This window comes from Photobacterium rosenbergii (assembly GCF_003026455.1).
GTDB classification, from domain to species: Bacteria; Pseudomonadota; Gammaproteobacteria; order Enterobacterales; family Vibrionaceae; genus Photobacterium; species Photobacterium rosenbergii.
This window is the reverse complement of record NZ_PYMB01000018.1, coordinates 57,184-83,496: the sequence shown is the minus strand read 5'-3', so window position 1 is coordinate 83,496 and position 26,313 is coordinate 57,184. Positions and strand designations below refer to the sequence as shown.

General features: G+C 50.3%; 23 protein-coding genes and 1 other annotated feature. Of the genes, 14 read left to right on the top strand and 9 right to left on the bottom strand.

All coding sequences use genetic code 11. The features are described 5' to 3' along the window. The first annotated feature begins 27 nt into the window (after window positions 1–27). Both arcB and C9J01_RS22610 read left to right on the top strand, forming a co-directional pair. Window positions 28–2,394: an aerobic respiration two-component sensor histidine kinase ArcB gene (gene arcB / locus C9J01_RS22615; protein ID WP_107300402.1), complete on the top strand. Its 2,367-nt coding sequence runs from the start codon at window positions 28–30 to the stop codon at window positions 2,392–2,394. Continuing rightward, window positions 2,391–2,966 (top strand): hypothetical protein, encoded by a 576-nt coding sequence (locus C9J01_RS22610; protein ID WP_107300401.1) that lies wholly within the window; start codon window positions 2,391–2,393, stop codon window positions 2,964–2,966. The genes arcB and C9J01_RS22610 overlap by 4 nt, the downstream gene beginning before the upstream one ends. Before the next feature lie 83 nt (window positions 2,967–3,049). Here the strand turns inward: C9J01_RS22610 and arcA are convergent, their stop codons facing one another. Beyond that, complete coding sequence (gene arcA / locus C9J01_RS22605; RefSeq protein ID WP_039467143.1) at window positions 3,050–3,769, bottom strand: two-component system response regulator ArcA; 720 nt, start codon at window positions 3,767–3,769, stop codon at window positions 3,050–3,052. 394 nt (window positions 3,770–4,163) lie between these two features. Here arcA and C9J01_RS22600 point away from each other — a divergent pair, with 394 nt between their 5' ends. Both C9J01_RS22600 and C9J01_RS22595 read left to right on the top strand, forming a co-directional pair. Continuing rightward, window positions 4,164–4,565 carry a DUF3293 domain-containing protein gene (locus C9J01_RS22600; RefSeq protein ID WP_107300400.1) on the top strand — a complete coding sequence of 134 codons (402 nt, stop codon included), beginning with the start codon at window positions 4,164–4,166 and terminating at the stop codon, window positions 4,563–4,565. Between the two features lie 72 nt (window positions 4,566–4,637). Next, entirely contained in the window at window positions 4,638–5,135 is a 498-nt protein-coding gene (locus C9J01_RS22595) for a putative 4-hydroxy-4-methyl-2-oxoglutarate aldolase (protein WP_107300399.1), read from the top strand. Window positions 5,136–5,226: 91 nt separating this feature from the next. On the opposite strand, the gene C9J01_RS22590 is transcribed toward C9J01_RS22595, so the two are convergent. Continuing rightward, on the bottom strand, window positions 5,227–5,685 hold the full coding sequence (locus C9J01_RS22590) for an autotransporter outer membrane beta-barrel domain-containing protein (RefSeq protein ID WP_107300398.1): 459 nt from the start codon (window positions 5,683–5,685) through the stop codon (window positions 5,227–5,229). Window positions 5,686–5,818: 133 nt separating this feature from the next. Then, the gene (aceK, locus tag C9J01_RS22585) at window positions 5,819–7,537 is read right to left on the bottom strand and encodes a bifunctional isocitrate dehydrogenase kinase/phosphatase (protein WP_107300397.1); all 1,719 of its coding nucleotides are present in this window, start codon (window positions 7,535–7,537) and stop codon (window positions 5,819–5,821) included. 301 nt (window positions 7,538–7,838) lie between these two features. Beyond that, window positions 7,839–7,957 (top strand) — a sequence feature (Thr leader region). Between the two features lie 70 nt (window positions 7,958–8,027). On the opposite strand from aceK, the gene thrA reads away from it, so the two are divergent. The 3 genes from thrA to thrC are packed head-to-tail and all read left to right on the top strand — an operon-like array spanning window position 8,028 to window position 12,731. Beyond that, window positions 8,028–10,487 (top strand): bifunctional aspartate kinase/homoserine dehydrogenase I, encoded by a 2,460-nt coding sequence (gene thrA / locus C9J01_RS22580; protein ID WP_107300396.1) that lies wholly within the window; start codon window positions 8,028–8,030, stop codon window positions 10,485–10,487. Window position 10,488: 1 nt separating this feature from the next. Continuing rightward, a complete protein-coding gene (gene thrB / locus C9J01_RS22575; RefSeq protein WP_107300395.1) occupies window positions 10,489–11,445 on the top strand; it encodes a homoserine kinase in 957 nt (318 codons plus the stop codon). A 2-nt stretch (window positions 11,446–11,447) separates the two neighbouring features. Then, window positions 11,448–12,731: a threonine synthase gene (gene thrC / locus C9J01_RS22570; RefSeq protein WP_107300394.1), complete on the top strand. Its 1,284-nt coding sequence runs from the start codon at window positions 11,448–11,450 to the stop codon at window positions 12,729–12,731. A gap of 77 nt (window positions 12,732–12,808) precedes the next feature. On the opposite strand, the gene C9J01_RS22565 is transcribed toward thrC, so the two are convergent. From C9J01_RS22565 to grcA, 3 genes are all read right to left on the bottom strand, one after another. Continuing rightward, window positions 12,809–14,011 (bottom strand): dicarboxylate/amino acid:cation symporter, encoded by a 1,203-nt coding sequence (locus tag C9J01_RS22565; protein ID WP_107300393.1) that lies wholly within the window; start codon window positions 14,009–14,011, stop codon window positions 12,809–12,811. 274 nt (window positions 14,012–14,285) lie between these two features. Then, window positions 14,286–15,461, bottom strand: a complete 1,176-nt coding sequence (locus C9J01_RS22560) for a dicarboxylate/amino acid:cation symporter (RefSeq protein WP_107300392.1) — start codon at window positions 15,459–15,461, stop codon at window positions 14,286–14,288. A 239-nt stretch (window positions 15,462–15,700) separates the two neighbouring features. Then, complete coding sequence (gene grcA, locus C9J01_RS22555) at window positions 15,701–16,078, bottom strand: autonomous glycyl radical cofactor GrcA (RefSeq protein ID WP_107300391.1); 378 nt, start codon at window positions 16,076–16,078, stop codon at window positions 15,701–15,703. A 549-nt stretch (window positions 16,079–16,627) separates the two neighbouring features. Here grcA and nfo point away from each other — a divergent pair. The 4 genes from nfo (at window position 16,628) to C9J01_RS22540 (ending at window position 19,270) form a co-directional block, all read left to right on the top strand. Further along, window positions 16,628–17,491 (top strand): deoxyribonuclease IV, encoded by an 864-nt coding sequence (gene nfo / locus C9J01_RS22550; RefSeq protein ID WP_107300390.1) that lies wholly within the window; start codon window positions 16,628–16,630, stop codon window positions 17,489–17,491. Between the two features lie 194 nt (window positions 17,492–17,685). Further along, window positions 17,686–17,814, top strand: coding sequence for a hypothetical protein (locus tag C9J01_RS30085; RefSeq protein ID WP_255526797.1), 129 nt, complete (start codon window positions 17,686–17,688; stop codon window positions 17,812–17,814). A gap of 121 nt (window positions 17,815–17,935) precedes the next feature. Beyond that, on the top strand, window positions 17,936–18,610 hold the full coding sequence (gene ung / locus C9J01_RS22545; RefSeq protein ID WP_107300389.1) for a uracil-DNA glycosylase: 675 nt from the start codon (window positions 17,936–17,938) through the stop codon (window positions 18,608–18,610). A gap of 123 nt (window positions 18,611–18,733) precedes the next feature. Continuing rightward, window positions 18,734–19,270: a hemerythrin domain-containing protein gene (locus C9J01_RS22540; protein ID WP_107300388.1), complete on the top strand. Its 537-nt coding sequence runs from the start codon at window positions 18,734–18,736 to the stop codon at window positions 19,268–19,270. 73 nt (window positions 19,271–19,343) lie between these two features. Here C9J01_RS22540 and C9J01_RS22535 read toward each other — a convergent pair whose 3' ends face one another. Continuing rightward, on the bottom strand, window positions 19,344–19,526 hold the full coding sequence (locus C9J01_RS22535; protein ID WP_039467101.1) for a DUF3545 family protein: 183 nt from the start codon (window positions 19,524–19,526) through the stop codon (window positions 19,344–19,346). A gap of 564 nt (window positions 19,527–20,090) precedes the next feature. Here C9J01_RS22535 and C9J01_RS22530 point away from each other — a divergent pair. Next, window positions 20,091–21,521, top strand: coding sequence for an alanine/glycine:cation symporter family protein (locus C9J01_RS22530; RefSeq protein ID WP_107300387.1), 1,431 nt, complete (start codon window positions 20,091–20,093; stop codon window positions 21,519–21,521). Window positions 21,522–21,664: 143 nt separating this feature from the next. After that, window positions 21,665–22,438 (top strand): peroxide stress protein YaaA, encoded by a 774-nt coding sequence (gene yaaA / locus C9J01_RS22525; RefSeq protein ID WP_107300386.1) that lies wholly within the window; start codon window positions 21,665–21,667, stop codon window positions 22,436–22,438. Window positions 22,439–22,519: 81 nt separating this feature from the next. Here the strand turns inward: yaaA and srmB are convergent, their stop codons facing one another. After that, window positions 22,520–23,743, bottom strand: coding sequence for an ATP-dependent RNA helicase SrmB (gene srmB / locus C9J01_RS22520; RefSeq protein WP_107300385.1), 1,224 nt, complete (start codon window positions 23,741–23,743; stop codon window positions 22,520–22,522). A gap of 167 nt (window positions 23,744–23,910) precedes the next feature. Next, window positions 23,911–24,627 carry a tRNA1(Val) (adenine(37)-N6)-methyltransferase gene (locus C9J01_RS22515; RefSeq protein WP_107300384.1) on the bottom strand — a complete coding sequence of 239 codons (717 nt, stop codon included), beginning with the start codon at window positions 24,625–24,627 and terminating at the stop codon, window positions 23,911–23,913. A 361-nt stretch (window positions 24,628–24,988) separates the two neighbouring features. Here C9J01_RS22515 and brnQ point away from each other — a divergent pair, with 361 nt between their 5' ends. Beyond that, window positions 24,989–26,308, top strand: coding sequence for a branched-chain amino acid transport system II carrier protein (gene brnQ / locus C9J01_RS22510; RefSeq protein WP_107300383.1), 1,320 nt, complete (start codon window positions 24,989–24,991; stop codon window positions 26,306–26,308). The last annotated feature ends 5 nt before the right edge of the window (window positions 26,309–26,313 follow it).

The window sequence follows — 26,313 nt, the reverse complement described above, 5'->3', positions numbered from 1 at the left end:
TGCAGCGGTAGTGAATAGGAAGCAATAATGAAACAAATCAAAGTACTGGCACAATATTACGTTGATCTGCTGGTCAAACTCGGGTTGGTCAAGTTTAGTTTGCTGCTGGCCCTTGCGTTGGTGGCCTTGGCGGTGGTGGTGCAGATTGGTGTTACCCTCGTCCTACAGGGAGAAGTGCTGGATATTGATATTGTCCGCTCTGTCTTTTTTGGTTTGTTGATCACCCCCTGGGCTGTCTACTTCCTATCTGTTGTGGTCGATCAGCTAGAAGAATCCCGCCAGCGCTTGTCCAAGCTGGTGACCAAGCTTGAAGAGATGCGCTCGCGCGATATGCAGCTCAACAAGCAATTGCATGAAAACATCAACCAGCTCAATCAGGAAATCGAAGAGCGGGAAAAGGCAGAAGAAGCCCGCCGTGAAGCGATGCAAGATTTGGAAAACGAGGTCTACCAGCGTGAGAATGCCCAGCTGGAATTAGCCGAGCAGAGTGCGTTGCTCAAATCCTTCCTCGATGCCTCACCTGATTTGATTTACTACCGCAATGAAAAAGGCCAGTTCTCCGGCTGCAACCGTGCAATGGAAGAGCTCACTAACCGGACTGAGAAACAACTGGTTGGCCTTACTCCCCGGGACGTTTACAGCGAGGAGATCGCGAGCAAGATTGCAGAGACTGACCAGCAGGTATTTCACAACAACGTATCACTCACTTACGAGCAGTGGCTGGAATACCCTGATGGCCGGAAAGCGATTTTCGAGCTTCGCAAAGTGCCGTTCTACAGCCGTGATGGCCGCCGTTTGGGATTGATGGGCTTTGGCCGTGATATTACCGAACGCAAGCAATATCAAGATGCACAGGAGAAGGCGAGCCGTGATAAGACCGCCTTTATTTCGACTATCAGCCACGAATTACGTACCCCGCTTAATGGCATCGTTGGCCTCAGCCGGATGCTGCTTGAGACCAAGCTCGACAAAGAGCAGAGCGACTACATGCGTACCATCTATGTCAGCGCCATTACCTTGGGCAATATCTTCAACGATATTATCGATATGGATAAATCTGACCGCCGTCGCCTTGAGCTGATGCCCAAACCGCTCGACTTCCATGACTTTGTCTCTGAGATGGAGAATATCTCAGGGTTGATGGCAAGCCAGAAAGGCCTGCGTTTTGACCTTGAGCGGCTGACTGAGCTACCGGAGTCTATTGAGGTCGACGGTACCCGCTTGCGCCAGGTGCTGTGGAACCTGATCAGTAACGCGACCAAGTTCACCAAGGATGGTGGTGTGGTGATGTCGGTCAGCAGTGAAGTGGACGATGGGCAGGCCCATATTACTTTCGAGGTCGAGGATAGCGGGATTGGGATCCCGGCGACAGAGCTCGACAAGATTTTTGCCATGTACTATCAGGTAAAGGATGAGGACGACAACTTGCATGCGGTGGGCACCGGGATTGGTTTGTCGGTGTCCCGCCAACTGGTGCAAATGATGGGCGGGGATATTACTGTGAGCTCCGAAGTAGGAGAGGGCAGTACCTTTACCGTGACTATCACTGCCCCACTGGTTGAACGTGTCGAGGAAGAGGAAGCCTTGCCAGCGGTGCCGCAGGTCAGCCTCAATATCTTTATGGTTGAGGATATCGAGCTTAACATTACGGTAGCGAAGGCGCTGCTGGAGAGCCTAGGCCACGAGGTTACTGTGGCGATGCGGGGCGATGAAGCCTTGGAGCTCTTCGATCCTGAAGCTTACGATTTGGTATTGCTTGATATCCAATTGCCGGATATGACGGGATTTGATGTCGCAGCCAAATTGCGTGAACAGTTTGATTACCTACCGGCACTGGTTGCCCTGACGGCCAATGTCATCAAGGACAAGAGTGAGTATTTGGCCAAGGGGATGGATGATGCAATTAGCAAGCCTTTGAGCGTCAAGGCCATCACTGAGGTGATCCAGCGTTTGGTATTGACCTGCCCTCTGGATGAGGAAGAAGGAGAGGAATTGGTGGTTGAGAAAGAAAACCCGCAAAGGGTTAGCGATGAGATGATCAATACCTTGTTGGATCTGGAAATGCTGTCTTCCTATGTGGAGATTGTGGGTACCAAGCCAGTGTATGACAGCATTGCAATGTTTGAGGCCAAGATGCCGGAATATATCGCGATCCTCGATTCCAACATGACAGCCAAGGACCAAGACGGCATCAAGTTTGAAGCGCACAAGATCAAAGGGGCGGCGGGCTCAATCGGCCTCAAGCATATCCAGCAGGTTGCCCAGAAAGCGCAATCACCGGAATTACCGGCCTGGTGGGAGAATATCAATGATTGGGTCGATGAAATCAAAGAAGGCTACCACAATGATCTTAAGGTGCTTAAAGACTGGTTAGCCCAGCAGGAGAAGGCATGATGGGAACTGATGCAAAAGCGTTGCTGCTAGCGGCTGGGGTGGTTTGGGTTGCTGGTTGTGGTGAAAGGGCTCAAGAACAAGAGGTTGGCTCCAAAGATCCAGCTGCAGTGGAAGAGCAAGCCGAGCCAGAAGCGCCAGTTGTCGAGGATGTTCCGGTGACCTTGCCGGCGGAAATCGATATCTGGCAATCTCCGCAGGAATTGGTGTTATCCGATGTGACGGTCTATCTCGGCAGCGAACTATGGCTCAACAGCATGCCGGTGATTGGTGACGATGGTAGTCAGCCGGCAAACAAACTGCATGCCTCGATCCGTCTGTTGTCTCGTGAGATGAAGCCCCTTCCTACCGGGGTAGAAATCATGCAGGTGATGGTCGCACAAGAAGATCAGCAGTGGTTGGCGCAGGAAAACCTTGAGGTTCGCTCGGAAGGTGAGATGAGCCTTGAAGTCAGTATGCGTGGTGGGCCGGAATGGTTGCCGGGCAGCAAGGCTGATATTGCAGTCACAGTACTTTATCAGGGGCAGGAGCAGGTCGTGATCCAACGTGACGTGCTGATCAGTCAGGTATTCTGATTGATTGTTTTATTGCTGCTTCTGGGTAACAGAAACAAAAAAGGCTCCGTGAGGAGCCTTTTTTATGGGCAAAGCCAGAAGGATTACTCTTCTTCTAGATCGCCACAGAAACGGTAGCCTTCACCGTGGATAGTCGCGATGATTTCCGGTGTATCAGCGACTGATTCGAAGTGCTTACGGATACGGCGGATAGTCACGTCGACAGTACGGTCATGTGGCTTAAGCTCACGGCCAGTCATTTTCTTAAGTAGCTCGGCACGTGTCTGGATCTTGCCTGGGTTTTCACAGAAGTGAAGCAGGGCACGGAACTCAGAGCGAGGTAGCTTGAACTGATCACCGCTTGGGCTTACCAGTGAACGGCTGTTGATTTCTAGCGACCAGCCGTTGAACTCGTAACGCTCAACCATGCGCTTGTCTTCAGTTGGCAAGCCTTGGTTCATTGCACGAGTTAGCAGGTTGCGAGCACGGATAGTTAGCTCACGAGGGTTGAATGGCTTGGTGATGTAGTCATCTGCACCAATTTCCAAACCAAGGATCTTATCCACTTCGTTGTCACGGCCAGTCAGGAACATTAGTGCCATGTCACCTTGCTCACGCAGTTCACGCGCAAGCAACAGGCCGTTTTTGCCTGGTAGGTTGATATCCATGATCACCAAGTGAACAGGGTGCTCAGAAAGCATTTGGTGCATTTCGGCGCCGTCATTGGCTTCAAATACTGTGTAACCCTCTGCCTCAAAGATGCTTTTCAGGGTATTACGTGTTACGTGCTCGTCTTCTACAATTAGAATGTGAGGGGTTTGCATTGGCAGTACCTAATTTCTAAAAACGGAATCTGGTCAAAAACAGAATAGTAAAATTCTATATAAAAAATTCACATACAGGCAAAAACTTGGGAGAAATACGTGCTTGGTTGTATTTTCTCGGTTTCCTGTTGGTACGCCATCCATTTATTCAGCTCATCATGACATGATGATTTGCGCTGAAAAAGCCCAAACTTAGGGGCATTGGCTACAATTTCCGTGGGATGGCGACGATTGTATTCACTTAACAGCTCGCTAACAATATAAGTGCTTTGTTTCCGCGCTGCTTTCGGGCACTTTATTGATTTACATCAAACAGTATGAAGTGTATTACGACTCTCTACTTTGTTTAACATTCGCTACAAAAAAATGCATCGTCCCTCAGGTGTCACTTTCTATGTGTGAAAAAAAATCACTATGGTGTAGCTACCAATCGATCATCTTTAATCTTAAGCAACACCCTGTTTACCCTTGCTTTGCAATTCTAACAGCATTTAATCCGAGAAGCATCGTTCTTAGCAAGAAAGACAATCTCGTCCGTCACCAAAAGTTGGAGCTGGCGCTCAAATCTCAAGTTGAAGGCGTACTGCCAATAAGTTGCAGTGCCCCGGATGGGCAATGGCATGAGTTGGGGTTTATCGTCCCGATGAGCAAGGCGGAAGCATGCCGGGAAGCCAAACGTTGGGGGCAGAACGCGATTTATTGGGTCGAAGATAACGAGCTGTTTTTAGTGCCAGTTTTACTCGACGGAGTTGAAACACAAAGATTGGGTGATTGGCCGAGCTTTCTCTACACTTAACGTAACCCCAAGGAGCTGGGGAAGAAACGGCCTTGGAAAGGGAAGGCCACAAATATAACAAAGGAGCCTGCAATGAAAGATTTGACCCCGGACTTGTGCGATAACTTTGAACAGGAAGTGCGTTGGTTACCGTTGACCTTAAACAACTATGGTGGCCGGACGGTATTTTATGGTGAGGTAGTCACCTTGCGGTGCTTTGAAGATAATAGTTTGGTACGCGACATCATCTCCCGTGATGGCAAGGGCAAAGTGTTATTTATCGACGGCCATGCTTCTTGTAATAAAGCGTTGCTAGGCGACCAATTGGCGATGTTGGCCCAGAAAAATGGCTGGGAAGGGATCATCATTAATGGGGCTGCACGGGATGTCGGGATCATTTCGACATTGGATATTGGGGTTAAAGCACTGGCGACCTGCCCAGTTAAAACAGTTAAGCGCCAGACTGGTGAGGAAAATGTCACCCTTACTGTTGCCCATACCTTGGTCTACCCGGGGGATATGGTTTACGCCGATCTCAACGGGGTAGTTTTTAGTAAGCAGCCCCTAGATCTATCGGCCATCAATGGATGATTGATAGGCTTAGCAACAATGGTTCAAATAGCAAAACGCCTGGCATAACCAGGCGTTGTTGTTTCTTTATCTGCTTTAGCTGCCAGAAGCGCTAGAAACGAAAACCAATCCCAAATTGGTATATTTGCTCCAGTGCTTCGTAGTCGAGCGTGGCATGCAGGTTTAGTCTCTCCGTGACTTCATACTGACTAGACACCTCAACACCCATCACTGTGTCTTGGTTCTGCGTTTCGGAAGTCACGGCGCTTTGTAAGCTCAGTTTTGGGGAAAAACTATACTTAACACCGGATAGCATCCCACGGCTGGCTGATTGGTTTTCGTTGCCGCTTTTTAAGCGGGTACTTAGGTAAAGCTCGGTATTATCTGAGATAGAGTAGGCGTAGCCGCTGTCGATTTGCCAGAGATCGAACTGCTCTGCACCTTTGGACTGGGATGACATGAACCACCCAGAAGACGAATTATCGTCAAGTATGTTAAATAGCCTGCTTTCTGCTGCTGTTGTTGGTAACGCCACTACCAGCAGGGCAATCGTGATTAGCCATGTACGCATTCATCACCTTCCCTGATTTATTGTTGTGATATTTTGTTATGTTTCCTTAACAAAATAATACTAGGCCAATTAGTACAAAAATGACACAACGGTTTTGCATTGCTGAGACATTCTGCCCTATTTAGCAACTCCCTTACCCTGAACTGAGTCGCTGGTGGTTGCTGTAAGGGAAGACATCTTCGAATTTGCCTTCTTCGATGTTACTTTGTAATTGCTGCCAATATTGGGGCTCGAACAGATCACTGTGCAGCTCGTTGAAAAGCTGCCTCACTTTCGGGTTGATCAACAGGAAGGTCCGAAACTCTTCAGGGAAGACATCATTGATCCCGACACTGTACCAAGGCTCTGCTGCCATTTCGTCTTCTGGATAGCGTGGTGGTGGGATCTGGCGGAAATTCATCTCCGTCATGTAGCTAATCTCATCATAATCATAGAAAACCACCCGCTTATGGCGGGTTACACCGAAGTTCTTGAATAACATATCACCGGGGAAGATATTGGCCGCTGCCAGTTGTTTGATGGCTTTGCCGTACTCGTCGACCGCATGACGCAGATCATCATCATTGGCTTGTTCAATATACAGGTTGAACGGGATCATCCGCCGTTCGATATACAGGTGCTTGATCAAGATTTCTTTCTCGGTCACCTTAACAATAGACGGGGCGACGTTGAGCAATTCTTCTAGCAACTCATCGCTGAAGCGGTGGCGGTCGAAAGTAAAGTTGCGGTATTCCTGGGTATCGGCCATTCGCCCAACCCGGTCGTGCTCTTTTACCAGCCGGTATTTCTGTTTCACCACGGCGTGGCTTATCTCTTTCTGTGGTGCAAATTTGTCTTTGATGATCTTAAATACGAAACCATAGGACGGCAGGGTGAACACCGACATCACCATACCTTTGATACCCGGTGCCAACACGAACTGGTCATCGGAATGCTCGATATGATGGAGGAACTCGCGGTATAGCTCGGTTTTGCCGTGTTTCTGGCAGCCTATTGCGGTATAGAGCTCGGCCTTGGTTTTGTTTGGCATTAGCTCGCTGAGGAAACGCACCAGAGCGGCTGGGGCTGGCGCATACACCATGAAATAAGAACGGGCGAAGCCAAACAGGATACTGACCGCATCGACATCAACCAGACAGGCATCGACATACAGCTTGTTTTCGTTGGTGGTCAGAATAGGTAGCACAATAGGGAGGTGGTTATGGTCGTCGAACCGGATCCTTCCTACCAGGTAGGCTGCCTTGTTGCGGAAAAAGGGCTCCCGGATCATTTCGATCACCGGCGGTGGATTGCCAAATGCTGCAAGGTGGTGGCTGATACGATCGCCAAGTAACTGGATATCCCGTTGCTTGTCCTCCCACTCAAGGCTGAACGGCGTATCATCAAGGATCCGGCCCAGCAGGGTATCGAGCGTCGCCCCGGTGTTGTAAAGGCGGCTGAGGTTCGTCGGGTAAATGGGAATACGGCCTTCTTGGGAACTATGGACAAACAACTTGTCGCGTTTGATATTTCGGTGCTCGAAGATCCGGCAATAGACAGAATTGAAGAAGCTTTCCGCAATATCGTAGCGGGGGTAATCGAGCAGTAGGTCCTCGTAGGCATTTTTGACAGCCATCAGGAATGCGTGGTTGGCGTAGCGTTTGCCGAGCATGATGGTAATTTGGCTAGTGACAAGGCCAACATGATGATCGTAGAACTTGATCCGGGTTTTCAGGGCCTGTTGCACGGCTGGCCAGTTCTGGCTTTCGAAGCGCTCCTGCGCACCGGCGGTAACATCCAAAAATCGGCCATACATGGCATCGAAACCTTGCAGAATCGTATGGGCGACAAGTTGTTCCATTGCAGCTGTCATCCGAACTCCCTATTCTTCTCAAGTTAGCCTACAAGTAGCGACACATTGCTACCAAGCTCAGGCGCATCATCCCGAATTGATTAATTATTCACCATATCTACTATGCATGGTGTTTTAGTTAACTGCAATAAAATGATACTAACCATGCCTCAATGGTATAGCTATATCGCTAGTTTTACCTGCATTTTGCTAGTTAAATAGACATCTCGTTGTGAAAATAAGGTTGACTCGGGAAAATGATTACGGTAAACGTAAATGCATACATATATTGGTTATCTTTTTAGGACACCTATGTTTAACGCATTCAGCATGAATACAACCACCATTATTATTACCGGCACCATGATTGCTGGGGTGGGCTGATGCGCGAAAGAATTGCAAAAAAAGCCCACATCCCAAAAAGATGTGGGCTTTTTTTTAACCAGATTTTTCATCCTGGAGTGGCAAAGAGTCCCCGGGGGCACGTTTTAGGAAGTTGTGGGAGTAGGGAATGCGAGTATTAAAGTTTGGTGGTTCATCGTTGGCCGATGCTGATAGGTTTTCTCGAGCAGCAGATATCATCGCCAATAATGCCCAGCAGGGGCCAGTTTCAGTGGTGCTGTCGGCACCGGGTAAAGTCACCAATAAATTGGTGTCAGTGATTGAAAATAGTATCCAGTTTGGTGAGGCGGATGTACAACTGACCGATCTGGAAGCGGTATTCAATGAACTTCTGGCAGGCCTCAAAGCAGTAGAGCCGGGCTTTGACAAAGAGGCCCTAGATGCCAAATTAGCCAGTTCACTGGGCCAGTTGAAGCAATACGTCCACGGTATCAAGTTGCTAGGCCTATGCCCTGATAATGTCTACGCCAAAATCATCAGTAAGGGTGAAAGGCTGTCGATTGTCATGATGCAGTCGCTGCTGCAGGCCAAAGGCCATCAGGCGAGCCTGATTGATCCGGTTGCGTACTTGTTGGCAAACGGTGATTACCTCGAAGCCCACGTTGATATTGAAGCCTCTACCCAGAACTTCCGCCAAAACCCGTTGCCGCAAGACCATGTCAACATCATGCCGGGCTTTACGGCTGGCAACGAGAAAGGGGAGTTGGTGACCCTCGGCCGTAATGGTTCGGACTATTCGGCAGCGGTACTGGCAGCGTGCCTACGTGCGGAATGCTGTGAGATCTGGACCGATGTCGATGGCGTTTACAGCTGTGATCCTCGTTTGGTTCCTGATGCCCGATTGCTTAAATCCCTGAGTTACCAAGAAGCGATGGAGCTATCTTATTTTGGTGCATCGGTATTGCACCCGAAAACTATTGCCCCGATCGCCCAGTTCCACATTCCTTGCTTGATCAAGAACAGTTTCAACCCACAGGGAGCCGGTTCGCTGATCGGCCTTGATACCGGTGAAGATAAGCTCGATATCAAGGGGATCACTACCCTGAAAGATCTGACCATGGTCAATGTGTCAGGTCCGGGGATGAAAGGTATGGTTGGCATGGCCGCACGTGTGTTTGGTGCGATGTCATCGGCCGGCGTGTCGATTGTGTTGATCACCCAGTCTTCGTCGGAGTACAGCATCAGTTTCTGTATCGAGAGTGAGGACAAATTGGCAGCCCAGCGAGCTCTAAAGGATCACTTTGAGCTGGAGCTGAAAGAAGGCCTGCTTGAGCCTGTCGAATTTATGGATAACGTTGCGATCGTGACTTTGGTCGGTGACGGTATGCGAACGTCCCGTGGTGTGGCTTCCCGTTTCTTTACCTCGCTATCTGAAGTAGACGTTAATATCGTAGCGATTGCCCAGGGCTCTTCCGAGCGTGCGATTTCTGCGGTGATCCCTGACGACAAGGTTTCCGAGTCAGTCAAGGCATGTCACGAGAACCTATTTAACAGCCAACACTTCCTTGATGTCTTTGTTATTGGTGTTGGTGGTGTCGGTGGCGAGTTGGTGGATCAGATCCAGCGCCAGCAGGCGAAACTGGCCGAGAATGGCATTGTGATCCGGGTGTGCGGCTTGGCTAACAGCAAAGGTTTGCTACTAGATGGCAATGGCCTTCCACTGGAGAACTGGCGTGACGCGATGGGCCAGGTTTCCGAGCCTCTGAGCCTTGCACGGATGATCCAGTTGGTGAAACGTAACCACGTCATTAACCCAATCGTGATTGACTGTACCTCAGACCAAGGTATTGCCGAGCAGTATGTTGACTTCCTGTCAGCAGGCTTCCACGTGATCACCCCGAACAAGAAAGCCAATACCGCCAGCATGGCTTACTACCAGCAGTTGCGTCAGGCTGCGCGCTCAATGCGCCGTAAGTTCATGTATGACACCACGGTAGGTGCCGGGTTGCCAGTTATTGAAAACTTGCAGAACCTGATGGCTGCCGGTGATGAGTTGGAGCGTTTCTCGGGCATCCTCTCTGGTTCGCTGTCCTTTATCTTCGGCAAGCTTGATGAAGGTATGAGCTTTAGCGAAGCGACGACTGTCGCTAGGAATAACGGCTTCACTGAGCCGGACCCGCGTGAAGACCTCTCGGGTATGGATGTCGCGCGCAAGCTACTTATCCTAGCGCGTGAAGCGGGCATGGCGCTTGAGCTGGAAGATGTTGTGGTCGAGCAGGCCCTGCCGCCGGGCTTTGATGCCGAAGGCTCTGTTGATGATTTCATGGCGCGCCTGCCTGAAGCGGATGCCTACTTTGCCAACTTAATTGAAGAAGCTGCCAGCGAGGGCAAGGTTTTACGCTATGTCGGTGAAATCAAAGACGGCAAATGTGCGGTGAAGGTTGCTGCGGTCAATCCAGATGACCCTATGTTCAAGATTAAGGATGGTGAGAATGCGCTGGCTTTCTACAGCCGCTACTACCAGCCAATCCCATTGGTACTGCGAGGTTACGGTGCCGGTACTGAAGTAACCGCTGCAGGGGTCTTTGCCGACTTGATGCGTACGCTGGGCTGGAAATTAGGAGTTTAAGATGAGTGTAGTGGTTTATGCACCGGCGTCGATTGGCAATGTCAGTGTCGGTTTTGATGTTCTGGGGGCCGCAGTGTCCCCTATCGATGGCACTTTGCTTGGCGACAGGGTGTTGGCGGAATCTGGGGCCCAGCCATTTTCGTTGCACTGTGTTGGGGCGTTTGTCGATAAACTGCCCCAGCAGGCGGAAGAGAATATTGTCTACCGCTGCTGGCAAGTATTTGCCCGTGAGCTTGATAAAAAAGGGGCGGCTTTAAAACCTGTCGCCCTGACACTGGAAAAGAACATGCCGATCGGTTCGGGCTTGGGTTCAAGTGCCTGTTCGATTGTTGCGGCGCTCGATGCGCTAAACCGCTTTCATGAGCAACCGCTCGACGAAACTGAATTGCTGGCCCTGATGGGGGAGATGGAAGCCGAGATTTCAGGTAGTTTGCACTACGACAATGTCGCCCCGTGTTATCTGGGTGGGCTGCAATTTATGGTCGAGGAGCTGGGGATCATCAGCCAGCAGGTGCCATGTTTCGATAACTGGTACTGGGTAATGGCCTATCCGGGGATCAAAGTCCCGACTGCAGAAGCTCGTGCTATCTTGCCATCTCAATATCGTCGTCAGGATGTCATTGCCCATGGCCGATACCTAGGCGGCTTTATCCATGCTTGTCATTCAGGCCAACCAGAGCTGGCAGCAAAAATGATCAAAGATGTGGTGGCTGAACCCTATCGCGAGCGTTTGCTGCCTGGTTTTGCAAAAGCGCGGCAGTATGCGCTGGAAGCAGGGGCTCTGGCTAGCGGGATCTCCGGTTCGGGACCGACGATGTTTACCGTATGTGACGACCTTGAAGTCGCAAAACGTATTGCACGATGGTTGCAAGATCATTATGTTCAGAATGAAGAAGGATTCGTCCATGTCTGTCGTTTGGACGGGCAGGGCTCAAGAGTAACAGGAAGTGAGCTGTAACCATGAAGCTATATAACCTAAAAGATCACCAAGAGCAGGTTTCGTTCGGCCAGGCGGTACGCCAGGGGTTGGGGAGCAACCAAGGCTTGTTTTTCCCTGCTGACCTACCGGCTTTCGATAATGTCGATGCGCTACTAGAGCAAGACTTTGTCAGTCGCAGTACCGCGATTCTGTCGGCATTTATCGGTGAGGAACTCGCGGCAGAAACTGTTTCCCAGATGGTGGGTAATGCCTTCCAGTTCACTGCGCCTATCAAGCCGGTGAAAGACGGGGTTTACGCCCTTGAGCTTTTCCATGGCCCGACGCTGGCTTTCAAGGACTTCGGTGGCCGTTTCATGGCCCAGTCATTGGCTGCGGTGTCTGAGAGTGACGGTAAAATCACGATCCTTACGGCCACCTCGGGTGACACCGGTGCGGCCGTGGCCCATGCGTTTTACGGTATGGATAACATCAAGGTGGTGATCCTTTATCCAAAGGGTAAGATCAGCCCGCTGCAGGAAAAATTGTTCTGTACCCTTGGCGGCAATATTTCGACGGTTGCGGTTAACGGCACCTTTGATGATTGCCAGTCGCTGGTTAAGCAAGCCTTTGATGATAGTGAGTTGCGTCAGGAAGTGGGCCTCAACTCGGCGAACTCGATCAATATTAGCCGTTTGTTGGCCCAGATTTGTTACTACTTCGAAGCGGTTGCCCAGTTGCCTAAAGAGAAGCGCGAGGAGCTGGTGATTGCAGTACCAAGCGGTAACTTTGGTAACCTGACAGCGGGTTTGCTGGCCAAAGCCATTGGCCTACCGGTGAAGCGCTTCATTGCCGCCACCAATGTCAATGACACTGTGCCACGTTACCTGCAAACCGGTAACTGGACACCAGAGCCAACGGTGCCGACTATCTCCAATGCTATGGATGTCAGTCAGCCAAACAACTGGCCACGTATTGAAGAGCTGTGCCGACTCAAAGGCTGGGGCCTTGACCAATTGGGTTATGGTGCAGTTAATGATGAGCAGACCGCTGAGACCTTGCGTGAGATGGAGCAAGAAGGCTACTTGTGTGAACCGCACGGCGCGATTGCCTACCGTATCTTGAATGAGCAGTTGGCTGAAGGCGAAACAGGCTTGTTCTTGTGTACCGCCCACCCGGCTAAATTCAAAGAAGTGGTGGATGAGATCCTAGGCAAAGACATTGACCTGCCTGGACCGCTAGCCAAGCACAATGCGATGGAACTGTTGTCCCTTGAGCGTGACAATGATTTCGAGCAGTTAAAAGCGGTTCTGCGCAGCGTGCAGTAAGCTTTTAATGACATGAAATAAGTAAGGGAGCCGATTGGCTCCCTTTTTATTTGGAATCGAGTGAGACTTGTTTTGGCTTAGGCCGTTTGTTCACTGCTGGTGGTTGCGGCTTCAGCTTCCATCACTTCACCGGGTACCGCCTCATCGGCAAATTTGTCTACCCATAGTGCCAGCGCACCGTCACCGGTGATGTTACAGGCGGTGCCGAAACCGTCTTGTGCTAGGTGAAGGGCGATCTGCAGGCCGATCATTGCTTCGGTAAAGCCCATCATAGAGCCCAGCAGGCCAACTGCTGCCATAACAGCACCACCCGGCGCACCCGGTGCGGCGACCATCGTTATACCCAGCATGCCGATAAACGGTAGTGCTTCAATAAAACTCGGGACGGTCGCATTGCCGGTAACCAGGATAACTGCAACGCACACCGAGGTGATACTGATCGCCGAGCCAGACATGTGGATGTTGGCACAAAGCGGCACGACGAAGTTGGCAATCGGCTTTTTCACCCCGTTTTGCTCGGTCTGGCGCAGGGTGACAGGTAGGCTAGCAGCCGATGACATGGTGCCTAGCGCGGTAACATAGGCTGGCAGCATAGTCTTTAGCAACTTGAGCGGAGAGCGGCCAAGCAATGCACCGGTGCTAATGAATTGGAAGGTCAGCCACAGCCAATGCAGGGCGACAATCAATACCAGTACTAGGGTAAAAGTTTTCAGGGTCGAGAACACCGTACCCTTGACGGTCATGTCGGCGAACACACCGGCAATGTAGAACGGCAGCGATGGCACCATCACCTTGGCTAGGAACAACTCGATGATGTCACGGCCTTCGTCACTCAGTTTGCGTAGGTGCTCGCTGTTGGTTGCCGTGATACCCAGGCCAAAGATAAAGGCGACGGCGAGGGCTGTCATTACCCCCATGATAGGTGGGATTTTCAAATCAATAAGAGGAGCCAGGGTGCGGGCTGCCTCGCTGACTTCTGCGGTGCTGTGCAGCATTGAAGGCAGTACCTGTCCTGCGACCAAGTAAGCCATAGCACCAGCCCCCATGGTGGATAGGTAACTCAGGCCGACAGTTTTACCCAGCAGTTTGCCGGAGTTCTTCGGTAGGTTTGCGATCCCGCTGGTGACAAAGAAGAGGATAAGCAGGGGAATGGTGAAGCCAATCAGTTGGCTGATCAAAGCCTTCATGGTGATCAGGATTTGAACCAGCACATCAGGGGCAAACAGGCCGAAGAGAATACCGGCTAGAATGCCAGCAATGAGTTTTAAAATCAGTTTCATCGCCAATAGTCCTATTGAGGAAAATGGATAGTAGTCCGTAACAAAGCGGCGATGTTTTTACCATTACTTGGCAAAGGATGCCAAAAAAGAGGTGTTTTATGTGTTACATCGAGTGAAATAGTGATTTGCTTGGGTGTAATAACAGCATACCGATGCTTTTTTTGACATATATTAAGGCGCAGTAAAATACTTGCAGCACAAAAAATGCCCTTGTGATATCGGTCTCATAAAAAAGGCAGGCCCAAAGCCTGCCTTCTTCATACTGATCAGCTCGTTAGGAGTCGGTTTGCTCGATGGCCTGTGGTTGAGGCTGTTTGGCAAACTTGTTGACCCACAAGGAGATAGCGCCATCCCCGGTAATATTACAGGCCGTACCGAAGCTGTCCTGGGCCATATACAGGGCAATCATCAGTGCCAGCTCTGCTTCACCGAACCCTAGCATCGATGCCATCAGGCCAAGTGCGGCCATCACGGCACCGCCCGGTGCCCCTGGTGCGGCAATCATTGTCACCCCGAGCATCATGATAAACGGCAGCATTTCAAACAAAGATGGGATTGCAATATGTTGGCTCAAAGCCATGACTGCCGTTGAGCAGGTGACCAAGGTGATAGTTGAGCCCGATAAATGGATAGTGGCACACAACGGGATGGTGAAGTTAGCGATGGACTCGTTGACACCATTTTCTTTGGTCTGGCGAAGGGTTACCGGAATGGTGGCCGCCGAGGACATGGTTCCGACAGCGGTAAAATACGCCGGCATCATGTTCTTGATCAGCTTCAGCGGGGAATAGCCCAGCGCCAAGCCAGTTACCGTGTATTGGATGGTGATCCAAACCCAATGCATGAAGATAGCCAGTGCCAGCACAATGCCGAAAGTTTTCAGGGTCGAGAAGACGGTACCTTCTGCAGCCATTTCGGCAAAGACACCGGCGATGTAGAACGGCAGGAGCGGGATAATAATGTTGGAAAGTAATAGGTCGATGATCCTGCGGCCGTCTTCGGCAATCGTTTTTAGTGGTTTGCTGTCAGTAATACTGATCCCTAGGCCAAATAGGAAAGCGGTGGCTAGGGCTGTCATGACACCGAATAGTGGCGGCACTTCAATGGTAATAAAGCTGGTAAGTTTGTTGGCGCTATCTGCTGCCGCCGTGACTGGCTCAGCCATACCGCTGATCACGGTGCTCGCCACAATAAAGGCCAAACTACCGGCAATGATGGTCGAACCGTAAGAGAGGGCGACGGTTTTACCCAACAGTGAGCCGGAATTTTTTGGCAGGCTGGCAATGCCGCTGGTGATATAGAACAGGATGATAAGGGGAATCGTGAAACCGATTAGCTGGCCACCAAGCAATTTGATAGTCAGCAGGACGCGGATGATTGCGTCAGGGGCGAAGAAACCGAGGAGGATACCGATCAAAATACCCGCGATAAGCTTGAGGATTAACTTCATGAACTGGCTCCGAAAATATTGTTATATAAAAGCTCCATATTTGTGGCATTGCCCGTGATACAAACATTGGGTGGTAGGCAACGCTATGAATGTACAGTTTATTTAACATTAATACCTAAATTGTTGTCACATTTTAGATGATAATATAAACAGTATGCGAAGGGGGTTACTGAGATGCTGCGGACGAGGTATAAAAAAACGGCACCCTTGGGCGCCGTTTTTGCTAACAGGAACTGTGATTACAGGCTGTTAGTGAAAGTACGTGCGATAACGTCACGCTGCTGCTCTGTAGTCAGAGAGTTGAAGCGTACTGCGTAGCCAGATACACGGATAGTTAGCTGTGGGTATTTTTCTGGGTGGTTAGCAGCATCTTCCAGAGTTTCACGCTTAAGAACGTTAACGTTTAGGTGCTGGCCACCTTCGATCTTAGCTGGTGCTTCGATAGCAACTTCACGAGACTCGTACTCACCTAGGTCAGCAGCCGGGATCACCTGGTCAGCTTCGAAACCTGCAGAAGCAGCAACACAGCGAGCTTCGTTAGTTTCAGTATCTAGCAGCCAGATTGAGTTTAGTAGGTCATCGTTAGCTGATTTAGTGATTTGAATACCTTGGATCATGACTTTCTTCTCCGTTTTAAGACTTATCTCTTATGACCTAACCCCTGAGGTTTAAGCCTGATTTTGCAAAATTATGACTATTGAAAAATACGACCGAAAATCGGTTTTTTATGAATAAGTGAAGCCCAGTGAGCAAAAAAGCTTCAACCGCCACAAGCCATATTTTTTAGTAGTTATAATTCGCAATCACCGCTAAAGAGAATGTCGTTAGTTTTTTCGGTTTTCTTGTTGAGTTGCGTATTATATATCTCGCTGACACCAATTGTGTATTGATTTAGATCAAATTACAACAAAAAACCTTAAATATATTCAGGCTATTTTATTGAGCTAGGTCAACTAAGCCGCATATTTATTAGTGTTTAACTAATATTTTATCAATTAAAAAAAATTTGAATGGATCATTTGTAGTAAAATTACATCAAAATGGCGGGCGCTACTCACGTAACCTCGCGGAAAATGTGCGCTTGCCCCGATCAATCTGTAAGCGCTGACGTTGATAAATAACGTACAATCCGTGCTTAAATTGCAAACCTTCAGAGTAGGAAAAAGATGAAATTAATTGGTGCGCACGTATCCGCTGCTGGCGGTGTGCACAACTCTCCAGAGAATTCCAACAAGATCGGCGCCAATGCCTTTGCCTTGTTTACCAAGAACCAGCGTCAGTGGGCGGCCAAGCCGTTGGAGCAAGATGTGATCACCGCGTTCAAGGCCCGTTGCCAGCAATACGGGTTTTCCCCGGATGCGATCCTGCCCCACGATTCGTACCTGATAAACCTTGGTGCGCCAGAGAGTGAGAAGCTGGAAAAATCGCGTAATGCGTTTATTGATGAAATGGCCCGCTGCGAGCAGTTGGGTTTGCACCTGCTCAATTTCCACCCGGGCAGTCACTTGAAGAAAATCCCTGAGGATCAATGCCTGTCCCTGATTGCTGAGTCTATCAATATGGCACACCAAGCCGTGCCGAATGTGGTAGCAGTGATCGAAAACACGGCCGGGCAAGGGAGCAACCTCGGTTGGCGGTTCGAGCAACTAGCCAGCATTATTGAACAGGTTGAGGACAAGTCGCGGGTAGGTGTGTGTATTGATACCTGCCATGCGTTTGCCGCCGGGTATGATCTGCGCAGTGAAACCGCGACGGACAACACCTTTGCTGAATTTGACCAAGTTGTCGGGATGCAATATCTACGTGGTATGCACCTCAATGACTCGAAGGGCGGCCTAGGTAGCCACCTTGACCGCCACCACAGCCTTGGTGAGGGGGAAATAGGTTGGGATTGCTTCCGCTACCTGATGCAAGATAGCCGCTTCGACAATATCCCGTTGGTGCTGGAAACCATCAACCCCGATATCTGGCAGCAGGAAATCGCCACATTGCGGTCGTTTGTCCCTGAATCATTGGCGGTGGCCCAGTAGCTTGCACCGAGGTCTAGACGTGTATGATTTGTCCTACAATGGGGCAAGTTTCACCAAGGTTGGGCGGCGGAAAATGGGTGATTTTATAGGTTTGTAATTAAACCATTGATAAATAATGTTTTTTAACTCTTCAGCAATGTTGGCACTAAGTTTTCATATCTTTATCCAGTGGTTTAGCAAATAGGGTAGGGAAAATGATGAACAGTGAAATGATGATGTTGAGTTACGGTATCTCACGGCTGCCGCAGGCCCACCGCCATATCCAGGGCCGTGGCCATTGGCGAACGCCTGTTACTCCCAAGGCGCGCTACCAAGTCGAATAGTCCTGCACGCTTTCTTCTTCTGCTAATGAAATGCCCCCTCCTGTGCTTTGGCCGGTAGGGGGCTTTGTTTTCTCAACCAAACCCATACAATGGGCACCAAAATAAGATTGAGGAGCAGAGAATGAGCCCGGTATTGAGCTGGCAAGATGTGATTGATGCAGAGCGCCAGAAACCCTACTTCCAACAGGTTGAACAGCATGTTGCCGCCGAACGTGCTGCGGGTAAGGAGATCTACCCACCACAGGAAGATGTCTTCAATGCGCTGGAAGCGACCCCGTTATCGGAGGTCAAAGTGGTGATCCTCGGACAGGATCCCTACCACGGCCCTGATCAAGCGCACGGTTTGAGCTTTTCGGTCCGCCCAGGCGTGAAGATCCCTCCATCCCTAGCCAACATGTACAAGGAGCTAGTAACGGATATTGACGGGTTTACCCCGCCATCCCATGGCTACCTGCAAAGCTGGGCCGAACAAGGGGTATTGCTGCTAAATACGGTCCTGACGGTGGAGCAGGGCAATGCCCATTCTCACGCCAAAATAGGCTGGGAGACGTTTACCGACCGTTTGATTGAGGTTATTGATCAGCATTGTGAGGGCGTGGTTTTTCTGCTGTGGGGAGCGCATGCCCAGAAGAAAGGCAAGAAAATCGATACTGAGCGGCACCATGTACTGCGTTCTGCTCACCCATCCCCCCTGTCTGCATACAGAGGCTTCTTTGGCTGTAAACATTTCTCGCAGACAAATCAGCTATTAAATCAGATGAATAAGCCGACAATAAATTGGTTACTGGAAGATTAATCTTTAATTGTCAAAATGTGTAGGTAATGTAAATTATCTGCACATTAAATAACCAGGATCAAGGTGCGTTTTTCCATCCCTACTTACACTTTTAGTAATGGAGATGACTGGGAGGTTTACGCAATGATGCTGGACGATATTCACACTGAACATGGTTATATATGCCGACTGCTGAAGATACTTCAACAGAAGCTGACTGCAATACGCAACGGGCAAGAGGTCGATTATGGCCTGATCAAAGATATTGTTGATTACCTGCAGAATCATGCCGAGTGTTGCCACCATCCGAAAGAAGATGTGCTTTATCACTATTATCAACAGCACTATGCCGAGCATGTCGGTGAAGTTGAAAGCCTGGAAAAAGAGCATGAAGAGCTGGCAAGGCTGACCCAGGAGTTCGCCGATACGGTCGAGATGATATTGATGGATGCGGTGATCCCGCTTGATGTGTTTGCCGACAAGCTCAATGCTTTTGTTGTCCGCCAGTACGCTCATTTGGAGTTCGAGGAAAAACATATCCTTCCCCTTATCCGCAAGCACTTTACCCAGGATGATTGGCTGGCAGTATCACAGCAGTATGAAGAATGCGATTGTGACCCGTTATTTGGTGTTCAGGTCACCGATCGTTACCGTAACCTTGCGGAGCGGCTACAAGCTTAGCGATCCGTGTATATTGATATATAAAGAAAGAGCCGGCAAAGGCCGGCTCTTTAGTTGATCATTGCTTGTTGATTCAGAAATCAAGATCGTCGTCTGATAAATCCTTGAACATGTCAATATCAGCCAATTCACGGCGCAGTCTTTGCCTGTCTTTCAGCGCTTCAATTTCACGCCACTTGCGTTTTACAGGCTTGCTCCGGGAACCACGTCTTGGTGTTTCAGTTGCAAGAATGTCATCGAATGCATAGCTGTCCATAGAGCACCTCTTCCTTACAATCGGTCCTAATTAAATATCATAGCAAGCCACAAAATAAAATTGATGTGTTTCGCAAATGTTACCCATTGATGAAGTTTTGATGTGCGTAAGATCGCAATGTCAAACTGGTTGTATAAAAAAGCACCAGAAAGTCGTTGCAATGGGGTGTGAGAATGGGATGAAAAAGCAGAATATCGGCCCTAAATTCGCCAGCAAAATGCCAGATAAGCAATATTCATGGCTAGGATATTGATTTTTGCTGGTTATCTTTGCATGATCATCAGCCATCTGCAGTTATACCAAACAAGGTCCTGTCAGCAGGTGGTGCTTTCCTTATGCCTCTTGTTAACATCATGCCAACAAAATAGCTGCGTCAGAGAGCGGTCTGTGGATGCAGGAATATCCTCCGCTGTCTTTTGCCACATAATAAAACTAAGGTTGTAGTAACTGTTTTGCTTACCCGGCAGATTCACGCCAGGTTGGCTGGCGGGCTGTGCCGATATTTTCTGTTTACGGTCAATGGGACCGGTAATCAGCTTATTATTGATTTCTAGAGGGGTAGACGTGTCAAGTCAGATTAACTTTTTGAACGATCTGTTATGGGGCTCCGTGCTCATTTATTTGCTGATTGGCGTTGGCGTGTTCTTTACCTATCGGTTGGGATTCATTCAGTTCCGTCACTTCGGCCACATGTTCAGCGTCATGAAGAACAGTCGTAAGTCGGACAAATCGGGCATTTCATCGTTTCAGGCGCTGTGTACCAGTTTGGCTGCCCGTGTTGGCACCGGCAACATGGCTGGTGTGGCTGTTGCCCTTACCCTTGGTGGCCCGGGAGCCATTTTCTGGATGTGGCTGATTGCCATGTTGGGGATGGCAACGGCTTTTGCCGAGAGTGCCCTGGCCCAGCTCTATAAAACCCGAGATGATGACGGTAACTACCGTGGTGGCCCGGCTTACTATATGGAAAAGGGCCTCGGCATGCGCTGGATGGGGGTGGTGTTCTCCATTTTCCTGATTATCGCCTTTGGCTTGGTGTTTAACTCGGTACAGGCCAACTCAATCACCCAGGCGATGAATGTCGCCTTTGGCTGGAATCCGGCTTACGTTGGTGTCGTGCTGGTGGTGATGGCGGGTGTCATTATCTTTGGCGGCCTGCGTGCCATTGCCCGCACTGCAGAAATATTGGTGCCGGCCATGGCACTGTGTTACCTGTTGTTGGCCCTGTTTATCATGTTTACCAACCTTGGCAAACTGCCTGAGGTGCTAGGTTTGATCTTCCGCAGTGCGTTTGGCCTTGAAGAAGCGGCCTCGGGCGCCTTGGGTTACACCATTGCCCAGGGAATGATAAATGGCCTCAAGCGCGGCTTGTTTTCCAATGAAGCGGGTATGGGCTCTGCTCCTAATGCTGCGGCCTCGGCAACACCGTACCCACCGCACCCTGCTTCTCAGGGCTATGTCCAGATGCTGGGTGTATTCATGGACACTATCGTGATTTGTTCGGCAACCGTGGCCATTATCCTGATGTCGGGCGAGTATGTGCCGCACAGTGAGATCACCGGTATTGAACTGACCCAGCGAGCGCTGAGCTCTCAGGTCGGTGGCTGGGGCGCTATCTTCATTGCCGTTGCTATCTTCTTCTTTGCCTTTACCTCATTGGTGGCGAATTACTCGTATGCCGAGACCAACCTGATCTTCCTTGAGCATAACCACAAGGCAGGCTTGACCGTGTTCCGTATTGTCGTGCTGGGTATGGTGATGTTCGGTGCCGTGGCCGATTTGCCGACCGTCTGGGCAATGGCGGATGTGTCGATGGGGATGATGGCGATTATCAACTTGATTGCGATTGTGCTGCTGTCCGGCACGGTAGTGAAGTTGGCTCGGGACTACAATCTCCAGCTTAAACAGGGCAGGGTACCGACCTTCGACAGTAAGGATTACCCTGAACTGCATGCCCAGTTGGAAGAAGGGATTTGGGATCAGCCGAAAAAGGATTGATAGCCAAGAGCCGCTTGGGTTGGTAGATCCCAACCATCGAATTTAGCGATAACAATAATAGAAAAGACCACGCGTACAACGCGTGGTTTTTTTCTGTCAGGCTGTTAACATCTTAGCTATATAAGATCAAAAGGAAGCTTCCCATGTTAATTGTGGTTTCACCGGCAAAAACACTTGATTACGACTCTCCGTTGGCGACAGAAACCTTTACCCAGCCAGAGTTGACTGACCACTCGGCTGAGTTGATTGAGGTCTGCCGTGAGCTGACGCCAGCCCAGATCGCCAGCCTGATGAAGGTAAGCGATAAAATCGCCGGTTTGAACGCAGCTCGTTTTGCCGAGTGGCAGCCAGAATTTACAACGGAAAATGCCCGCCAGGCGATTTTGGCCTTTAAGGGAGATGTGTATACCGGGTTAGCCGCCGAAACCATGGACGATGCACAGTTTGCCTATGCCCAGCAGCACCTGAGAATGCTATCTGGCCTATATGGCCTGCTACGCCCGCTTGATTTGATGCAGCCGTACCGCCTTGAAATGGGCACCAAGCTGGACAACCCCCGTGGCACGAACCTATACCAGTTCTGGGGGAGTATCATTACCGATAAGGTCAACCATGCATTGGCAGAACAGGGCGATGACATCCTGATCAACCTAGCTTCCAATGAATACTTCAAGGCGGTTAAACCTAAGCAGGTGGCCGGTAAGATCATTACCCCGGTATTCAAAGACTGCAAGAACGGCACCTACAAGGTGATCAGCTTCTATGCCAAAAAGGCCCGTGGCATGATGGCGCGCTACATTATTGATAACCAAGTGGATTCGGTTGAGAAGCTGCAGCAGTTCGATACTGCCGGGTACTATTTTGTGCCGGCTGAGTCGACAGCTACCGAGTTGGTATTCAAGCGCGAAGAGCAATAAGCGCGAAAGCAATATATCGTCGGAATAAAAAACGGGCTGGTAGATACCAGCCCGTTTTGTTTGTCCTTGCGGTAAAAAGCCTTACTTCTTGGCTTTCTTCTTTTTCACTGCCGCTTTCTTTTTCGGATCTTTTTTCTTCTTCTTTTTCACCGTAGCTGGCTTTTTGTGTTGCGGGCGCATGCCTTCAACAAAGCGCTCAGCGACTTCTTCTTTCATGTAACGGCCGACACGCTCAATCATTGCCTGATCGTGTGCCTCAATCAAAGAAACGGCTGTCCCTTTCTTACCTGCGCGGGCAGTACGGCCAATACGGTGTAGGTAGACGTCGGCGGTGCGCGGCATATCGAAGTTGATTACGTGGCTGATATCAGGCAGGTCGATACCACGTGCTGCAACGTCAGTGGCTAGCATGATGTTCACTTCACCCTCGCGGAAACGGCGAATGGTGTTATTACGTGATGCCTGGGCCATCTCACCCTGGATCCAGCAACATGGGATCTGCATTGCCGCCAACTGGTCTCGTAGGGTGGCAAGGCGCTCGCGAGTCTTGACGAAAATGATGGTGCGCTCGGCTTCGCCCTTGAGGATGTTTTCCAGCAATGCCAACTTGTGGGCCATATCATCACAGCGATGGTAGTACTGGTGGATCTTCTTACGCTCGCGGCGTGGCGGCTCGGCATTGACTTCAACCGGCTCGTTCAAAATGGTGTTAGAGAAGTCACGGACACCCTTGCCTTCCAGCGTTGCTGAGAACAGCAAGCTTTGGCGACGCCAGCGACATTCGTTGTGAATACGCTCTACGGCTTTGCCGAAGCCCATGTCCAGCATGCGGTCAGCTTCGTCGAGGATCAGGCATTCGATGGCACGGCAGTCAAAGCGCTCGCTTTCGATGTACTCCATCAAACGGCCCGGTGTCGCTACCACGATATCCTGGGTTTTGCCCAGTAGCTCAGCATGCTCGTCGTAGGAGATCCCGCCAGTGATAGTGAACACCTTCAGTTGGGTATGCTTGGCCAGCGCGCGCGCCTGATCGGCAACCTGGATAGCCAGTTCGCGGGTCGGGGTTAGGACCAATACGCGTGCAGGCCCCGGCTTCTTGCGCGGGAAGTCCTGCAGGTGCTGGATCATCGGCAGAAGAAATGCTGCGGTTTTTCCGGTACCGGTAGGAGCGGACGCCAGAACATCACGGCCATCCAGCGCGTGCGGGATCGCCTCGGCCTGGATCACGGTTGGGCGATCGTAGCCGATATCTTCAATGGCCTGCAGCAGCTCGCTATCTAATTCTAATTCGGAAAAGTCTCTCACCAGTCATTTCTCCTTGGGAACTCAGGGGTATCTTCCGCCTATCGGGGAAGCCTATAGAGCACGTGCAAAATACATAAGGGGCGGCATTATAGAGATAATTGCCGCAACGATCACCGATAAAAGTACAAAAACTTCCGCTAATCGCCAAACCGAATGCTGCAGCCTCGCTACATTTTCAAGTAAAACGCCTTGGTCAGGGCAATAAATGCCTCGCTGTACCCGCCGCTTTGGTGGATCACCAACTGTTCGTTTTGTTGTTCTGATGGGCTTGCGGCCAAAGCGATCAGTAGCCGGGCAGGGGCTTTACGTTCGGTGGTTTTGACTTCGCAGACCCGTTGGCAGTATAGCTGGTGGGCACGGGCAGCTTCGATCAACTGCTCGCCTTCATAAACCGGCAGGATCAGGCTGGCAGTGCCCGTTGGGGCCAGCAGGTGGCTAATGGCTGCCAATAAGTCATGGTGCGACAGGGTATCGGTGTGGCGCGCTGTTGCCCGGGATTGGCAGCCAGCTTGTTCGCCATGGTTGAAGTAGGGCGGGTTGCAGACAATCGCTGCAACACTGCCCGCCGGCTGCTGGCTAGCCCAGCCCTGCACGCTCTGGTGTGCTAACTCGATACGCGACAGCCACGGGGAGTCGGTGAAGTTTTTCTGCGCCGCTGCTGCTGCCCCACTGTCGATTTCAATGGCGGTAATAGGGTTGCCGTTACTGGCTGTGCGCTGCGCACTCATTAATGCGAGCAGGCCACTACCGGTGCCAATATCGAGGATCTGGCCCGATGCGGGTAGCGCTGCCCAGGCGCCGAGCATGACACCATCGGTGCTGACGGGCATGCCGCAGCCATGATCGTTGACGTGGAATTGTTTGAAGGTGAACCCTTTTGCCATGGTGTTGCTGGACCTTGTTGTATTTTTGACCATGGCATTATAGCCCGCCCGAACTGAAATGCAGAATGGTAACCTTCTGTTGAATAGATGTTGCATAGTTATTAATTCTGTTTTTTATCTTTTTTATAATTGGCTTTTATTGGTTTTATACTTCGGCTGAGGTTTTTATTTTGGTGTTATATGCTGGTTTTTGAGTTTCAACTCCAAAGATTATAGTGTTTTTCACTACGATGTTGCTTATTGAGTACTTTTTCGTCATTATGCTGCGAGCAAGGTCACATTCAGGTAATCCTTTTATGTGGCCAAAAAAATAACAAAAGTTACAAATACAGCAGACATAACAAAGAGTGGAAGGTGCAGTTTGAAAAAGTCACTCAGTTTTACCGATATCATGGCGTTAGGTTTTATGACCTTCGCTTTCTTCCTTGGCGCAGGCAATATCATATTTCCGCCGCAAGCTGGCCAGCAGGCTGGTGATCACCTCGTTCCGGCGATGTTCGGGTTCCTGTCAACCGGTGTTACTTTACCGCTTGTAGCCATTATTGCCGTTGCTGTTGCTGGCGGCTGGAAAGGCATGACCCAGGATTTACCGTCCAAAGTCGCGACACTGCTCGCCGTTTTGATTTTTATCGTGATCGGCCCAGCTTTTGCCGCCCCGCGTGCCGGTTTGGTGGCCTACGAAATGGGTGTGAAGCCATTCATTGCCGATGCAGGACAGCTTAGCCTAACTATTTTCTCTATTGTCTTTTTTGGCATTGCGATGTTCCTGTCCCATTCACGCGGCAACCTGGTCGATATGGTCGGTAAATTCCTGACGCCGATCTTGTTCATTGCCTTGGTCGCACTGGCTGTGAGCGTTGTTGCTAACCCGCAGGATGCGATTGAAGCGGCGCGTGGTGATTACATCGATATGCCTTTCCTTAAAGGTTTCGTCGAAGGGTACAACACCCTAGATGCGGTTGCGGCGTTGCTGTTTGGTATGGTGATTGTCGATGCGGTACGCAGCAAAGGTGTGACCGATGAGACGGCAACCCGTAAATACCTGGTGATGGCTGGCCTTATTGCGGCTGCTGGCTTGGCGTTTGTCTACATCTCCCTATTCTACTTGGGCGCTACCAGTGTGAATATCGCAGCCAATGCGTCAAATGGTGGTGATATCCTGGCGATTTACGTTGCGGCACTGTTTGGTCCTGCCGGCCAGATGATGCTGTCACTGATTGTATTGCTGGCGTGCTTGACCACTGTGGTGGGTTTGATCAGTGCGTGTTCTGAATACTTCTCTTCATTGACAAGCTGGTCTTACGAAAAGTGGGCCGTGGTATTGTCAGTAACCTGCTGTGTGGTAGCTAACGTTGGCTTGAACCAGCTGATTGTTCTGTCCCTACCTGCTTTGTTTGCCCTGTACCCAATTGCGATGGCATTGGTGATCCTGACCTTTATCCGCCGTTGGTTGCCAAACCCTGCACTGTCCTACCGTGTAGTTATGTTGGTGGCACTGTCTTTCAGCATGATTGATGCGGCCAAGGTTGCTGGTTTCAATGTTTCGGCCTTCCGTGTACTGCCACTGTTTGACTATGGCATGGCGTGGTTGATGCCAACCTTCGCGGCATTGGTAGTGACTTACTTTGTTGGCTCGCAGAAAGCCGTTAAGCAAGCACAGCAAGAAGGCCAAGCGGTTTAACCGTC

Coding starts and splice junctions, on each gene's coding strand:
- arcB (WP_107300402.1), top strand. CDS start 28: ATGAAACAAATCAAAGTACTGGCACAATATTACGTTGATCTGCTGGTC.
- C9J01_RS22610 (WP_107300401.1), top strand. CDS start 2,391: ATGATGGGAACTGATGCAAAAGCGTTGCTGCTAGCGGCTGGGGTGGTT.
- arcA (WP_039467143.1), bottom strand. CDS start 3,769: ATGCAAACCCCTCACATTCTAATTGTAGAAGACGAGCACGTAACACGT.
- C9J01_RS22600 (WP_107300400.1), top strand. CDS start 4,164: ATGTGTGAAAAAAAATCACTATGGTGTAGCTACCAATCGATCATCTTT.
- C9J01_RS22595 (WP_107300399.1), top strand. CDS start 4,638: ATGAAAGATTTGACCCCGGACTTGTGCGATAACTTTGAACAGGAAGTG.
- C9J01_RS22590 (WP_107300398.1), bottom strand. CDS start 5,685: ATGCGTACATGGCTAATCACGATTGCCCTGCTGGTAGTGGCGTTACCA.
- aceK (WP_107300397.1), bottom strand. CDS start 7,537: ATGACAGCTGCAATGGAACAACTTGTCGCCCATACGATTCTGCAAGGT.
- thrA (WP_107300396.1), top strand. CDS start 8,028: ATGCGAGTATTAAAGTTTGGTGGTTCATCGTTGGCCGATGCTGATAGG.
- thrB (WP_107300395.1), top strand. CDS start 10,489: ATGAGTGTAGTGGTTTATGCACCGGCGTCGATTGGCAATGTCAGTGTC.
- thrC (WP_107300394.1), top strand. CDS start 11,448: ATGAAGCTATATAACCTAAAAGATCACCAAGAGCAGGTTTCGTTCGGC.
- C9J01_RS22565 (WP_107300393.1), bottom strand. CDS start 14,011: ATGAAACTGATTTTAAAACTCATTGCTGGCATTCTAGCCGGTATTCTC.
- C9J01_RS22560 (WP_107300392.1), bottom strand. CDS start 15,461: ATGAAGTTAATCCTCAAGCTTATCGCGGGTATTTTGATCGGTATCCTC.
- grcA (WP_107300391.1), bottom strand. CDS start 16,078: ATGATCCAAGGTATTCAAATCACTAAATCAGCTAACGATGACCTACTA.
- nfo (WP_107300390.1), top strand. CDS start 16,628: ATGAAATTAATTGGTGCGCACGTATCCGCTGCTGGCGGTGTGCACAAC.
- C9J01_RS30085 (WP_255526797.1), top strand. CDS start 17,686: ATGATGAACAGTGAAATGATGATGTTGAGTTACGGTATCTCACGGCTG.
- ung (WP_107300389.1), top strand. CDS start 17,936: ATGAGCCCGGTATTGAGCTGGCAAGATGTGATTGATGCAGAGCGCCAG.
- C9J01_RS22540 (WP_107300388.1), top strand. CDS start 18,734: ATGATGCTGGACGATATTCACACTGAACATGGTTATATATGCCGACTG.
- C9J01_RS22535 (WP_039467101.1), bottom strand. CDS start 19,526: ATGGACAGCTATGCATTCGATGACATTCTTGCAACTGAAACACCAAGA.
- yaaA (WP_107300386.1), top strand. CDS start 21,665: ATGTTAATTGTGGTTTCACCGGCAAAAACACTTGATTACGACTCTCCG.
- C9J01_RS22515 (WP_107300384.1), bottom strand. CDS start 24,627: ATGGCAAAAGGGTTCACCTTCAAACAATTCCACGTCAACGATCATGGC.